Annotated in this window: 15 protein-coding genes and 2 riboswitches; of the genes, 3 read left to right on the top strand and 12 right to left on the bottom strand. The window is 42.2% G+C overall.

Features of this window, described 5'->3' with window-relative positions; all coding sequences use genetic code 11:
• Positions 1-8 precede the first annotated feature (8 nt).
• The 5 genes from M3204_RS19875 to ggt all read right to left on the bottom strand — a co-directional run bounded on the left by M3204_RS19875 (position 9) and on the right by ggt (position 5860).
• Complete coding sequence (locus M3204_RS19875; protein ID WP_251486713.1) at positions 9-137, bottom strand: FbpB family small basic protein; 129 nt, start codon at positions 135-137, stop codon at positions 9-11.
• Positions 138-484: 347 nt separating this feature from the next.
• Positions 485-1642: a DUF5667 domain-containing protein gene (locus tag M3204_RS19870; RefSeq protein WP_251486710.1), complete on the bottom strand. Its 1158-nt coding sequence runs from the start codon at positions 1640-1642 to the stop codon at positions 485-487.
• A gap of 94 nt (positions 1643-1736) precedes the next feature.
• A riboswitch (cyclic di-GMP riboswitch) is annotated at positions 1737-1822 on the bottom strand.
• 91 nt (positions 1823-1913) lie between these two features.
• On the bottom strand, positions 1914-2759 hold the full coding sequence (locus M3204_RS19865; protein WP_251486708.1) for a pirin family protein: 846 nt from the start codon (positions 2757-2759) through the stop codon (positions 1914-1916).
• 196 nt (positions 2760-2955) lie between these two features.
• Complete coding sequence (locus M3204_RS19860) at positions 2956-4104, bottom strand: M20 family metallopeptidase (protein WP_285857073.1); 1149 nt, start codon at positions 4102-4104, stop codon at positions 2956-2958.
• A gap of 82 nt (positions 4105-4186) precedes the next feature.
• Positions 4187-5860, bottom strand: a complete 1674-nt coding sequence (gene ggt / locus M3204_RS19855) for a gamma-glutamyltransferase (protein WP_251486705.1) — start codon at positions 5858-5860, stop codon at positions 4187-4189.
• A 352-nt stretch (positions 5861-6212) separates the two neighbouring features.
• On the opposite strand from ggt, the gene M3204_RS19850 reads away from it, so the two are divergent.
• On the top strand, positions 6213-6365 hold the full coding sequence (locus tag M3204_RS19850) for a hypothetical protein (protein ID WP_251486702.1): 153 nt from the start codon (positions 6213-6215) through the stop codon (positions 6363-6365).
• Positions 6366-6445: 80 nt separating this feature from the next.
• On the opposite strand, the gene M3204_RS19845 is transcribed toward M3204_RS19850, so the two are convergent.
• Both M3204_RS19845 and M3204_RS19840 read right to left on the bottom strand, forming a co-directional pair.
• Positions 6446-7255, bottom strand: a complete 810-nt coding sequence (locus M3204_RS19845; RefSeq protein ID WP_251486700.1) for a class I SAM-dependent methyltransferase — start codon at positions 7253-7255, stop codon at positions 6446-6448.
• A gap of 68 nt (positions 7256-7323) precedes the next feature.
• Entirely contained in the window at positions 7324-7788 is a 465-nt protein-coding gene (locus M3204_RS19840; protein ID WP_251486697.1) for a GNAT family N-acetyltransferase, read from the bottom strand.
• Positions 7789-7875: 87 nt separating this feature from the next.
• Positions 7876-7920, top strand: a riboswitch (PreQ1 riboswitch).
• A gap of 7 nt (positions 7921-7927) precedes the next feature.
• Between M3204_RS19840 and M3204_RS19835 the strand changes: the two genes are divergently transcribed.
• The gene (locus M3204_RS19835) at positions 7928-8413 is read left to right on the top strand and encodes a QueT transporter family protein (protein WP_251486694.1); all 486 of its coding nucleotides are present in this window, start codon (positions 7928-7930) and stop codon (positions 8411-8413) included.
• A 46-nt stretch (positions 8414-8459) separates the two neighbouring features.
• Here M3204_RS19835 and M3204_RS19830 read toward each other — a convergent pair whose 3' ends face one another.
• From M3204_RS19830 to M3204_RS19815, 4 genes are read right to left on the bottom strand one after another with little or no spacing between them, the layout of a single operon-like run.
• Positions 8460-8870: an NUDIX hydrolase gene (locus M3204_RS19830; protein ID WP_251486691.1), complete on the bottom strand. Its 411-nt coding sequence runs from the start codon at positions 8868-8870 to the stop codon at positions 8460-8462.
• A 22-nt stretch (positions 8871-8892) separates the two neighbouring features.
• Positions 8893-9489: a LysE family translocator gene (locus tag M3204_RS19825; RefSeq protein WP_251486688.1), complete on the bottom strand. Its 597-nt coding sequence runs from the start codon at positions 9487-9489 to the stop codon at positions 8893-8895.
• Positions 9490-9507: 18 nt separating this feature from the next.
• On the bottom strand, positions 9508-9981 hold the full coding sequence (locus tag M3204_RS19820; protein WP_251486685.1) for a DinB family protein: 474 nt from the start codon (positions 9979-9981) through the stop codon (positions 9508-9510).
• Positions 9982-9993: 12 nt separating this feature from the next.
• Positions 9994-10377, bottom strand: coding sequence for a MarR family transcriptional regulator (locus tag M3204_RS19815; protein WP_251486682.1), 384 nt, complete (start codon positions 10375-10377; stop codon positions 9994-9996).
• A gap of 184 nt (positions 10378-10561) precedes the next feature.
• Here M3204_RS19815 and M3204_RS19810 point away from each other — a divergent pair, with 184 nt between their 5' ends.
• A complete protein-coding gene (locus M3204_RS19810) occupies positions 10562-11980 on the top strand; it encodes a LysM peptidoglycan-binding domain-containing protein (RefSeq protein WP_251486679.1) in 1419 nt (472 codons plus the stop codon).
• Positions 11981-12107: 127 nt separating this feature from the next.
• Here M3204_RS19810 and M3204_RS19805 read toward each other — a convergent pair whose 3' ends face one another.
• A complete protein-coding gene (locus M3204_RS19805; protein ID WP_251486677.1) occupies positions 12108-12815 on the bottom strand; it encodes a GNAT family N-acetyltransferase in 708 nt (235 codons plus the stop codon).
• Between the last annotated feature and the right edge of the window lie 10 nt (positions 12816-12825).

The raw sequence follows: 12825 nt of genomic DNA, 5'->3' as shown, positions 1-12825 counted from the left end.
TTTAGTGATTACTTTTTTCGATTTGCGTATTTCTCGTCAATCCGTTTTTCGATCTTTTCGAGCAAACGCTGGTCCGTTAAAAGCTCTTCCCTGTTCTTTTTCACCAATTGATCAAAACTAAGTTGCTTTTTCTTCATTCCATTCACACTCCATTACTAAAATTTATGTTGCGCGAGTCAAAAATGCCTTATCCTGAATAAAAAAACCTTCACCAGCTGCGGTGAAGGTTTTGAAAACAAATAAAGACCTTCACCATGTATGGCAAAGGTCTTGCTAACAACGAATGTTGCCAACAAAGCCGGGAGAAATCTCCGTAATGACGACTCTGCTGTAAAAGCTACTCCCCTTTAGGAGAACTATTAAAATGTATACATTTATAATACATTAGAGCCTGAATTTAGTCAATTAAAAGGGTTCTGGTTTGGGTTTACAAACACCATTGAGGAGCCGTTCCCCCAATATAACAGGGTTAACTCACAAAATCTTACTTACCGTCTTTTTTGCCATTGCCTTCTTTTGAATCCTCTTCGCCGCCGTCCTCCTCATCATTATCGTCTTCTTGCTTTTCTTTATTTTGCTTTGCTTCTTCCTTTTTAGCTTCTTCTTTCTTCTCTTCAACCTTCTTAGCAGCTTCATGTTTTTGTTCTTCAGCTTTTTTAGCAGCCTCTGTTTGCTTTTCTTGAGCTTTTTTTATGGCTTCAGCTTTCTTTTCTTGCGCTTTCGTTACAGCCGGCTGAACGGTGGACTTTTTCTCTGCACTTTTAACTGTAGCGGTACCTGCTTGTTGTACAGTTGATTGTTCTGCTGAAGCCGATTCTGTCGTGTCATCTTCAGTATCAGTTTCTTCTGCTGGCACTGTATTAGTTTCACCATCATCCTCAGTACTTTCTGCTTCACCAGTATCTTCAACTGTCTCTGCTTCTTCTTCCTCTTCAGCAGCTTTCTTTTTGCCTGACGCAAGACCTTTCATTTGGGATGGGTGGACACCAAGTTGCTTAGCCGCCTGCCCAAATCCAACCTTTTCTTCAGTATATAATGCTGCGATTTCCTCAACCGTTTTTCCAGCTGCTTCAGCAAGCCAGAAAATCTGGGCAATCTGTCCGTAGCCTAGTTCCTGTTCACGAAGCTGGGAAACTATTTCGAGATCCAGGTCCTTTACTACATTGGCAACTATCTTCGCTTCTTCCGTTGCTTCTTCAACCTGTTCTTTTAACTCTTCATCCAGCTCCTCAGCAAGCTCCTCTTCAACTTCGGAAACTTTCTCAAGCTCCTCAGTTAATTCTTCCTCGCCATCTGAATCTGTATTTTCTTCAACAATAACTTCAGTGACTTTCTCCTGTGCTTCATCTAGAGCCTCTAAATAATCTTCAAAGGCTTTCTGTACGTACTCAGCTTTTTCATCAGCTGACATCGCGGTTGCTTCCGCAAGCCTCTCGCTTGCAAACTCAAGCAACAGCTGAGCTTCTTTCTCATCATCAAACGTTATTAAAAGCTTCAATTCCTCAAATAATTGATCAAAAGTAAATAAAAATTCGTCTGGCGTAGTACCTGGCTCTACAGTTTCTAGTACCTCATCTGCTGATGCTGCACTGCCAAAAGCAAGCACTCCCGTCAAAATTACTGAAGCTAACATTTTCTTCATTTCTATACCCCCGCTTTTTTTTTCGAATTAAAGTCGATAAAAGTAAAAAAAGTGCTGTCCGAAGAACAGCACACATGCATTCGCTATGTGAATCTTCGGCAACTGGCTGGCATTGTCAAAATGACTTTAGCCCCTTTAGCTTTGCGTCCCCAGGTTTCCCTGGGTTTGCCATTATCGGTTTTTAATTCTACTTTTATCTTACTTTTTCGACATGGAAAAAGAAATAGAAATTTTAAAAAAATAGTTAATCAGCAATGGAATTAGCAAACAATTACTTTGCTTCGTCTCCGAATTTCCCTTCCTGGTAATCTCGGTAGGCCTGGCGGATTTCTTCCATAGAATTCATCACGAACGGTCCGTAGGCGACCACTTCTTCTTTGATTGGTTTTCCGGAGTAAACCAGCACCCTTGAACGCTTATTAGCTTTCAGCGATAGTTCACTCGCACTAATTCCTGAATCATTATAGGTTAAGGTTGCCGCTGAGGATTTCTTCAGGCTTGTCTTGCTGCTGCCTGCCTCGAGTTCTCCTGAAAGTACATAGATGAATGCGTTATGGTCTTCCGGAAGTTCATATAAAAAAGCCGCTCCCTCTGACAGGCGAATTTCTGATAATGTAAAAGGCACTAATGGTTCTAATGGCCCTTTTGCTCCTGCCGTTTCACCGGAATATACCTTAAGGGATCCACCATCAAACTCGACAACCGGTGCTGTTTCCGAATAAACATTTTGATAAGACGTAGTCGTGCCCTTTAAATCTTTAGGCAGGTTCAGCCACAACTGCAGAGTATGTGCGATATCCTCATCGACAGCTTCTTCTGCATGCCTTGCTCCAGACCCGGCATTCATGTACTGGATGTCCCCTGCTTCAATGACACTATGGCCGCCATGATTATCGATATGTTCAAGCCGCCCATCTATGACATAAGTGATTGTCTGGAATCCGCGGTGAGGGTGATCAGAAAAAGTACCGCGCTTGAACCAGTCCTCTGCCATTAAAATAAAAGGATCCAATTCACTCCATTTTTGCGGGTTCAATACGAGCCCCACCTGGACATGTGGAAAATCCTTTTCTTCATATTGAACAGTCCAATGGTCTTTTATATCTCGTTGAAACATCTTTAACCCTCCTATTTTTCTGCCTGCCCCAATGTACCAATAAGGACAGGAAGCTCTTAAACTCTGTCACTTCACAAACAGATTACTTTTAGTAAGTATAACTCCTGAGTGTATGTATCCGCAAAAAAAGCGCACCTTTGCTATTCCGGGAAATTGCAAAGGTGCGCTTTAATAGAGTAATTGGACATCTATAACTTTAGATTCGACTTAGTCGTTCGATGGTTTTAGCCAGAAGAGCCGTACGCTTAGGAAACGTCTTTAAGTCTACATACTCATCTGTTTCACTATGAGAAAATTCACCTAATGGACCCATTCCGTCCACCGTAGGAACTCCTTCAATAGAGGTATAGGCAGCATCTGACCCCCCGCCAGTACTCACTTCTTGAATCGACATTCCAATTTCCTCTCCTGCAGCCCTGATCACATTCAATAATTTTTCTGTACCCTCGACTTTTTCCATAGGCGGCCTGCCAATCCGGCCGCTTAGTTCTGTTGTGGTACCCTTAACCTCTTCATCGTTTGCAATTTCTGTGATTTTACTTGTAATCTCATTCGCCTGATTCATGTTCTTGACCCTAACATCAACCTGGGCCTGTGCTTCAGGAGCTATCGTGTTAGAGGAAATACCTCCTTGAATCAGTCCTACATTCACAGATAAGCCTTGCTCGAGGTCATTTAGATTTTGGAGCTTTATGATCTTATGGGCAAGCTCTTCGATCGCGCTTTTCCCTCTTTCTGGTTCTACCCCTGCATGGGCACTCTTTCCTTTTACATCAAAAATAAATCTGCCAATACCCTTTCTTTCTGTAACAATCGCATCTCCGGGTCTGCCGGATTCAACAACAAGCGAAAACGCCTTACCCTCAGCAGCCTCTTTTATAATAGCTTTTGATGTGCGGGAACCGACTTCTTCATCACTGTTAAAAATCAGATGAACATTCTTCCATGCCTCCGACCCATTTTCCATTAAAGCCTTTATCGCATACAGTACAGACACATGGCTCGCTTTCTCATCGCTGACACCAGGTCCGTAGGCTTTATCCCCAATAATTTTATATGGTCTTTTTTCAGCCTCCCCGATAGGGAACACTGTATCCATATGTGCAATAATAATAATTTTCGGATCGCTTTCTTCCTGATATTTAATTTCAAGATGGTCCCCGAATTCCGTTTCACGATGGACCTTTACATACATGCCCATTTCTTCGAATTTTTCTCTGATAATCGTGCCAATCTTATCGACACCTTCTTTATAATAGGAACCGCTGTCGATATTAACGAGTTGTTCCAGCATGCTATTCATTTCAGGCATTTTCTTTTCGAGATAGCTTTCTATTGTATCCAAAGGAATCCCTCCAATCCTCTTCTATCTTCTCCTTTCCTCAACTTCAGGATGGTTAAACGTTTCTTGCCACACGACCAATTATTTACAGCCCAATAGCGGCTCCTGGTCTGCTTGAATCCGCAGCACCAAATAGTCTTCCTTGATCTTGATCTATGAGAATGGCCTGGACATTTCCTATTGGTTTCGCACGCTCAAGAAACTCAAAACCCATGTCTTCAAGTTTGATCTTCGCATCTTCTTTCATCCCTTCCTCCCACCAGATGAAAGGACCAGTACTGTTGTATATCCGGGGTTCTTCAATTGCATCTTTTAAGTCCATATGATAATCAATAATATTTATTAAAGTCTGTGCTACAGAGGCAATGATTGTCGGACCTCCTGGCGAGCCAAGCGTCATGAAAGGCTTTCCATCTCTATAAATAATCGTCGGGGTTTTTGTGCTGACCGGGAATTTATTCGCTTCGATGCTATTAATATGTCCCGGTTCAGGGTAAAAATCAGTCAAGTCATTATTCAGCAGGAATCCGCAGCCAGGGACCATGATCCCCGAGCCCATTACATGCTCGATAGAGGATGTACAAGCAGCTACATTCCCCCACTTGTCCACTGCTGTAAAGTGTGTTGTCTCTCCTCCTGTCTTGAAAGCCTTTACCTCTCCCTTACTTTTGGACTCACCCTGATATTCCCATGGATTGCCGCAGTCTATATCCGCGTTTCTGGAAATCCAATCGATCATCTTCTGCCTTTTCTTTATATACTCAGGGTCAAGCAGTCCTTTCTCGGGAATATCTTCGAAGGCAGGATCCGTCATGTAGGCAAGCTTATCAGAAAATGCCAGCCTCATCGTTTCAGCGAGCAAGTAATATTTTTCCCACGAAGAAATTTCATATTGTTCTAGTTTGAAGCCTTCGAGAATCTTAAGAATTTGAATCAAAGTAACACCACCAGCGCTTGGAGGTGGCGGAGCTGCTAGATCATAACCCTTATATGACCCTGTAACAGGGTTTTCGATTTTCACTTGATAATTACTCAAGTCTTCTTTTGTCATGATTCCACCCATTTTTTGCAGTGTATCCACAATGGCGTCGCCGATTTCCCCTTCATAAATTGCTCTTATGCCTTCCTTCTGCAGAATTCGGAGTGTTTTGGCAAGATCTTCATTTGTAACCCATTCGCCTTCAACCCTTGGTATGCCTTCAGGGATAAAAAAGGCTTTTGCTTCTTCACCCATACGGACTTTAAGGATTTCAATCGCTTGATCCCATTGCCAGTTAACACGGAATCCCTTCTCTGCTAGTTGGACAGCTGGTTCTATAAGCCTGTCCAGCGGCATTGTGCCAAACTCCTTCAATGCCGTATCCATCGCCTTCATAATACCGGGTACAGCAACTGCCGTTGGATGGGTTGACCTTTGAAAATAAGGCACCACACTGCCATCCTTTTGAATGAACATATCTTTTTTTACTGCGCTGGGTGCTTTGGAATGCCCGCTAATAATTTTCGTTTCTTTTTTGTTATTGTCATAATATATAATGAACCCATTCGCACCTATTCCTGTGTTAAAAATCTCAACTACACTTAATGCAAATTGGACAGCTACAAGTGCATCCATAGCGTTTCCGCCTTGTTTTAACACCTCTGCCCCCACTTCAGTTGCTTCACGGACAGCACTTGCCACCATGCCATTTTCTCCGAAGCCTCTTTGTTCTTCTTCATCATTTTTAGTGCTTTTTTGATTCTGGAAAATTCCCATCATTTCTTTCAGCTCCTTTATAAAAAATACTTTCTTTTTTATCTCTTGAAAAAATACACAATTAGTGTGCCTTGCTTATTCTCTATATATGAATATTGCCTTTGGTTCTCTGCGTTTTAACATTGCACTGGCAATTTTCTGCCTTGTTGCATCAAACCTTAGTGATTAATTATCTTTTGTTCTTGAATTTCAGCGGTCTTTTCATTTACCCGGTGAAATTCCAATAAAACAAGGAAGATTTCTTGCTTGCCAATGTAATCCAAAAATCATAAATATCTTTAAGTTTGTTTTAATAGATTCCTGGGTAGATATTCACTAAGCTACACAAATATCCTAACTAAGGGAGTTGACATTGATGGCAGATTGGAAGAAGAAACTAATGGCCGGCGGGATGGCTTTCAGTATGATTTTTGGTGGATTAACAGCATGCGGTGATGGTGTAGATCAAGATAACGGCCCTAGTGATGGGGAAGAGCAAGATGAATTAGATGAAGAAAATGAAGATTAATAAGTAAATAAATTAATATAAAGGAAGGAGCTAAAAATTTTAGCTCCTTCTTTTCGTTTAACCTCTTTGCTTTTATAAGGTTATCTTTTTCTGCCAATATAGAGCAGGTGTGAGGAGACTCCTAGAATAGATGGGTCAGCAGCTTTCTCCTTAATTAAATTCATGATTGCTTCAACCTCTTTTTCACCCTTTTCTCTCCAGTAAGTCCAGAGATCATTGCTCAAAATCGCGCCAACATTGGAACCTAATAACTCTATATTTTCAAAGCCATGCGCTTCCATTAATGGATTGATGTCTTCAATGTTAAAATAGTAAGCTCCCGTAAAACGTCCTTCATCTGCATGGTTAAAACAACCTGTTTTTGAAAATTGCAAAATAGCATCCATATTATCATTAGGCATCCAATTGCCAGGTGACATTAGCGATGCAAAAATATGTTTCATTCTTGGCATAAAGGCGACAAACACTATGCCGTCCGTTTTTGTCACTCTGTTTAATTCTTCAAGTGCCTTAGCACGGTCTTTCTCTTCCTGTAAATGATACATAGGGCCGAGCATTAATGCTCCATCAAAATGTCCATCTGGCAACATATTTAAATCTGTGGCATCAGCCGTATAAAACCCTTCAAATTGTTCTCCTAAATTAAGTTCAACCGCTTTTGCTTTGGCAATTTCCACTAACCTGGGTGTTAAATCCGTCAGGGTAACTTTGTATCCTTCTTTAGCAAGCTCCATTGAGTACTTTCCTGGCCCTGCACCATTATCGAGCAAGTGCCCTGTATTCGGAAGATATTTTTTTATATAATGCCAGTTGACTTGAAATTCTATCGGTTCTCTGTCCAGGCGGCCCCATTCATCGAACCTATTGTAGTAATTTATAACGCTTTGCACACACTCAACTCCAAACTATAAATTTACTAATAGTTCAACAAATAGGGATATAATTCCTTCTCAGCCTTTTACAATAACTCCTTCTTCATCCGAAAATTAATAAACTCACACTCTCTTACAATCTTGACTTGCTTTGCTTCCACTTGATATCCTATCGACTCAAAAAATGGCCGGGCTGTGATGCTGACTTCTGTCGTTAGCTCTGAGAATCCATCCGATTTCGCATCGGTTTCAAACTTTCTTAAAAGCGCAGAAGCAATGCCACGCCGCTGGAAGGTTTTATGAACATATAGAAGATCGATTTCCCCGAAGCCATTCACATTTCCAAAACCGACGATTTTTCCGTCAAACTCTGCAATATAGGTAAGGCTTTTATCAAGCCGCTCTTCTAAAGCTTCTATATCAGAAAAACTATTTGCCCAAACCTCGCACTGTTCCTTCGTATAGTCCCTCAGGTTGACTGAGAGAATCGTTTCCTTGAATAATTGTAATACTGCAGCGGAATCTCTAGCATCAAAGCGCCTGATGTCCATAGCGTCAATCTCCTTCAACTATTATTCTAAAAAAACACTATTGTGATAAGGTCTTTTATCCTATATAATTTAAAATTGACTTTTATACTTTACGTGGTTCGTAACCATCCCACGATAAAAAACTAGGAGAGATAAAAAAATGAATACAAGAACGATCGTCCGAAATGGAATTCTTGCAGCATTATATATTGCCGTTTCTGCCATCATCCAGCCGTTTGGCTTTACGAATGTGCAATTCCGGGTATCAGAAATGTTCAATCACCTGATTGTTTTCAACAAGAAATACTTTTATGGAATTGTATTAGGTGTCTTTCTGACTAACCTGCTGTTTTCACCAATGGTCGCTTATGACCTTGTCTTTGGAGTTGGCCAGTCTGTGATTTCTTTGTTAATCACTATTTTTACAGCAAAATACATCAAGAGCATTGTTGCTCGCATGATCGTGAATACTTTAGTCTTCACGTTCACGATGTTCCTGATCGCCATTGAACTGAACCTTGCATTCCAATTGCCGTTCTGGTTCACTTGGCTGACAACAGCAGCCGGTGAATTGACTGTAATGGCTGTGGGTATCCCGGTCATGCTCGCTATCCACAAGCGCGTGAACCTTGAAAAATTGGTGTAAGATAGAGTAAAACGCATGGATTACATTCCATGCGTTTTGTTATATTTCAAACCTGCAGGCTATTTGAAAAATTCAACAGAAACTCGATGTCCTCGCGGAAAGCAAAATCTAATTCGTCCATTTCACTCACTTTTCTCCAGGCGATTTCATGGATGAGCCCGTCAGGATCCTGAATCCGTAATTCTCCTCCTGTTACCTTCACTTCGTAGTACTGGACCTTCACATCAATTCCACAAGTAGTGCCATTTTTTATAAATAACGGCCGGACGATATCGACTTCGTAGCCTGTTTCCTCAAAAACTTCCCTGATGCAGCACTCTTCAAAGGTTTCATACAATTCTTTCCCGCCGGAAGGTACAGCCCATAGCTTTTCTTCATCTTCTTTCCCCTGCAGTACCATGAGGATTTCTCCAAGTTCATTTACACAAATACCTGCAGATCCTTCCCAAAGATTCATACTTGCCCCCTTAAGAACATATCTATTTTCCAAACGCCAAAATCCCAAGCAGGATGATAAGCAGTCCAGCGACTTTATTGACAACCCCTAAGTGCGGAGTGATTTTATCTTTTAATAAGCTCACAGTAAAACTAAGCAAAATCCACCATGCAGCAGCACCTATAAATACGCCTCCGATGAGCTTAATCGCTGTCATGCCTGTGTCAGCGTTCTGGTCAAATCCCAAACCGGCAAACATCGCGGTAAAATTCAGGATGGTCACTGGATTTGTAATCATCAAAAAGAAGGTTGATAGATACATGCCGAGCAGGCTTTCCGCCTGTAGATTCGCGGCTGAACTGGCTGGTTTTTTCAAATATGTTTTTATCCCCAAGTAAAATAAAAAAGCTGACCCGATTACCCTTAATACAAACTGCTGTTCAATCAAGAAAGCAGATACCAGCGAGAATCCGAATGCGGCAATGCTGGCATAAATCATATTTGCGGTCACAGCTCCAAAACCAGTCAGGATCCCTGCCGTCCGTCCTCTTGAAAGGACCCTTTGGATGCATAGCAGCCCGATCGGCCCAACAGGAGCCGATACTGAAAAACCTAAGACAATACTTTTAAGCAATAACATTTTCTACGACCCTTTCAATCAATCCCAAATATTAGCCCTGTCAGCCTCAATCATTCTCAAATATTGCAAAATTTGTCCAATATGTACCGACTCATGATAAGCCACTCTCAATAACATATCACCTAAAGTTCGGGTATAGCCAACATCAGAACGGTCGATCGAGATATCTGTCAGATCACTTTCACTAAATGAAGATACCATTTCTAAAAATCCGCTTCGGTACTTACTCGCAAAGTTTATCTCTTCTTCAATTGTCGTAAACTGCCTGTCTTCAAACGGAGATGGCGAGTACTCTTTCAAACTTCCTCGATTCACAATCATCAAATGATAGTAATACTCACTTTCCAGCACATGGCGGATCATTTCAAGGATGCTCATCGCACTCTCGTCAGGCTTCCAATCCATATGCTCAACAGGGATCGAGCTCCAAACCTTTATGCTCCTTCTCCGTACCTCTTCAAAATTCATTATTAATAGATCGATTGAATTCATAATAAAACTCCTTTAGAAAATTCTTGCCCTCGTCTCTTCTAATCTATCTTTAAACTCCATCAAAAATTTTTTCCGTTCTTCATAGCTTTCTTTATCGCCATCTTCCCAAAGTTCAAGGTCTGCTCCTTTTTCAATAAGCTCGATCGCCCTCTTTTTTATTCCAATGGTCAAGCCCTTATGCCTAAGCTGAAGGGCGGCCAGTGAAATATAAAGAATCGATTCATCAGGCTGGCGCTCGATGTCATCATCATATTCTTCAAATTCCTCAAGCCACGTATTTAAGATGATTTTCGTAGCTTTCCGCGGACTCATACCTCCATCAAGAAGATCATTCCACTCATCCTGGATATCACATGCAAGATCATCTTCCCAAAGTCCTGCTCCCCATGCACCCATCGTGTCCACTCCCTGGCAGTTAATTTTCCGAGCAATTTCTTTACTTCATTACGCCATTTGGATACTGTTTTCCTTTATCCGTGATTAAAATTGTATCCTATTTTAATATATAGCTCCCTCTCAACATATAATTTATTTTTTCCTCATACCTTATTGTAGGACTTTTTCCCAGGGGAGGTTCATTATGATTATTCATGTTGTCCAAAGAGGAGAGTCATTATGGCAGATCTCGAGCCGTTACCAAGTGACGATCTCGCAAGTTACCAATTTAAATGCATTGGAGAATCCGAATCAGCTCGTGGTGGGCCAGGCATTGCTGATTCCATCATATGATGCTTTCCATACAGTCAGATCAGGAGAAGCGCTTTGGTCGATCGCCCAGCGTTATGGCACATCAGCTGACGCGATTGTACGGGTTAACGGGATCACCAATCCAGCACTGATTTATCCTGGTACCGTACTCAAAATCCCAGCCATCCGGCATACTGTTCAACCCGGTGAAGCGCTTTGGCAGATAGCCCGGCGGTATAGTGTTACGGTCCAATCAATCATTAGAGCAAATCAGATTCAAAATCCAAATGTGTTATATCCAGGAACGATTTTAGTTATTCCTAGACCCAAACCAACAATCGAATCCAATGCGTTCACCTACCATTCAGATGAAAAAGCAGTTGAGCTCGTACGCGAAGTTGCCGAATTAATGACTTATATCGCGCCATTTGCTTATGTCATCCAACCGGATGGATCACTCGTCCTGTATATGAAGGATGACACCGATGCGATCCAGACTGGTTTGGCCAAAGGTGCTCTGCCGATGATGTCGATCACCAATTTTACCACGACTCAAACTGGCGAGAATATCGCTCATGAAGTTCTTGCCAGCGATGAACACCGCAGCAATCTGCTCAATAACATTCTTTCCGTCATGCGCGAAAAAGGGTATCGCGGTTTGAATATTGACTTTGAAAATGTACTTCCTGCCGACCGTGAGCTATATAACACTTTTCTGCAGGAATCAGTCAATACTCTCCATAAAGAAGGTTATTTCGTTTCAACCTCGCTGGCACCGAAGATCACCGCTGACCAGAAAGGCTTGTTGTACGAAGCCCATGATTACCCAGCACACGGCAGGATTGCCGACTTCGTCGTTCTGATGACATATGAATGGGGCTATCGCTTCGGACCTCCCCGTGCTGTATCACCATTGAATGAAATCCGCCGGGTTCTCGATTATGCCATCACCGCCATCCCAAGGAACAAAATCCTGATGGGCTTCCAGCTGTATGCGAGAGACTGGGTCATCCCCCATGTCCAGGGCCAGGAAGCTGAGACATACAGCCCTCAGGAAGCTGTCAATCGTGCCATAAAATATGGCGCCGCCATTCAATATGACACTGTAGCCGCATCACCGTTTTTCCGCTATACAGATGAACAGGGAAGGGAACACGAAGTCTGGTTCGAGGATGCCCGGAGTGCTCAGGCTAAATTCGATTTAATCAAGCAATACAATCTCCGAGGCGTCAGCTACTGGGTGCTTGGCTATCCTTTCCCACAGAACTGGGCGCTGCTTGAGGATAATTTTAATATTAAGAAGCTGACGTAGGAACAAAAAGCGCAAGCGCCTTGTTCAGCCCCGACAAGCGCTGGAGCTGGACATTTCTCGAAGTGGGATTTTGACTTTATTATCTCTAAAAAATAGTGCCCGGCAGCCATGCCAGGCACTATTTTCATTATCCTAATCCGTACTGCACCAACCAGGTTCCTGCTTCATTCACAATCCCTATGCCCCGATACCCCTCGGAGATTCTCTCCTGCTGGGCTGCCGTTTCATCCATCGGGACATGGATGACTTCTCTCCATGTACGATTTTCAGGCATAATTAAGTCTTTAACGAAAACATATCTCAGCATACCGCCGTATTTTTCTTTAAGCGCAGCAATTTCCATTCCCTGTGAAAACTTGTCCTTTAAACTCGGAATGTTGAAGGGAGCTACTGTACAGCAAACATATTGATACTTATGTTCCTGCTTATTCAACTCCTGCATCAGTAAAATGGCAAGTGTGCGCTGAAGTTTATTGCCGCGATACTCTGGCAGGACATTTGATATTTCCTGATAGATTACTTTTGGTAGATTTTCTTCCCTGAGGCCGATATCACGACCAAGATGGTCTTCATCGATGAGCGGCACCAAAAGTGCACGGAATGCAACCATGCGTTCACCCGCGAAAGCGCCGATCATCAGTCCATTTCCCCCTAGAATAAAGCTGTACTCGTCGGCGATTAACGGCTGTAAAAAGTTCCTGTCATCCAGTCTGGAAAAAACTTCGCTTTGTACATTGCAGATCTCATGCAAATCATTGATGGTTAATTTCCTGACTAAAAATGGCTCCTCGGTGCCAGCTTCATTTTTTAAAGTTCCTTGATGTAATATCTCCATAGAAGTTCCT

Origin of the sequence: Mesobacillus subterraneus (assembly GCF_023715485.1) — a bacterium.
Lineage (GTDB): Bacteria > Bacillota > Bacilli > Bacillales > Cytobacillaceae > Mesobacillus > Mesobacillus subterraneus_B.
The sequence above is the reverse complement of the archived record's forward strand: the minus strand, read 5'-3'. Positions and strand labels throughout refer to the sequence as shown.

Coding starts and splice junctions, on each gene's coding strand:
- M3204_RS19850 (WP_251486702.1), top strand. CDS start 6,213: ATGGCAGATTGGAAGAAGAAACTAATGGCCGGCGGGATGGCTTTCAGT.
- M3204_RS19805 (WP_251486677.1), bottom strand. CDS start 12,815: ATGGAGATATTACATCAAGGAACTTTAAAAAATGAAGCTGGCACCGAG.
- M3204_RS19810 (WP_251486679.1), top strand. CDS start 10,562: ATGATTATTCATGTTGTCCAAAGAGGAGAGTCATTATGGCAGATCTCG.
- M3204_RS19870 (WP_251486710.1), bottom strand. CDS start 1,642: ATGAAGAAAATGTTAGCTTCAGTAATTTTGACGGGAGTGCTTGCTTTT.
- M3204_RS19830 (WP_251486691.1), bottom strand. CDS start 8,870: ATGAATCTTTGGGAAGGATCTGCAGGTATTTGTGTAAATGAACTTGGA.
- M3204_RS19820 (WP_251486685.1), bottom strand. CDS start 9,981: ATGAATTCAATCGATCTATTAATAATGAATTTTGAAGAGGTACGGAGA.
- ggt (WP_251486705.1), bottom strand. CDS start 5,860: ATGATGGGAATTTTCCAGAATCAAAAAAGCACTAAAAATGATGAAGAA.
- M3204_RS19825 (WP_251486688.1), bottom strand. CDS start 9,489: ATGTTATTGCTTAAAAGTATTGTCTTAGGTTTTTCAGTATCGGCTCCT.
- M3204_RS19835 (WP_251486694.1), top strand. CDS start 7,928: ATGAATACAAGAACGATCGTCCGAAATGGAATTCTTGCAGCATTATAT.
- M3204_RS19875 (WP_251486713.1), bottom strand. CDS start 137: ATGAAGAAAAAGCAACTTAGTTTTGATCAATTGGTGAAAAAGAACAGG.
- M3204_RS19815 (WP_251486682.1), bottom strand. CDS start 10,377: ATGGGTGCATGGGGAGCAGGACTTTGGGAAGATGATCTTGCATGTGAT.
- M3204_RS19840 (WP_251486697.1), bottom strand. CDS start 7,788: ATGGACATCAGGCGCTTTGATGCTAGAGATTCCGCTGCAGTATTACAA.
- M3204_RS19865 (WP_251486708.1), bottom strand. CDS start 2,759: ATGTTTCAACGAGATATAAAAGACCATTGGACTGTTCAATATGAAGAA.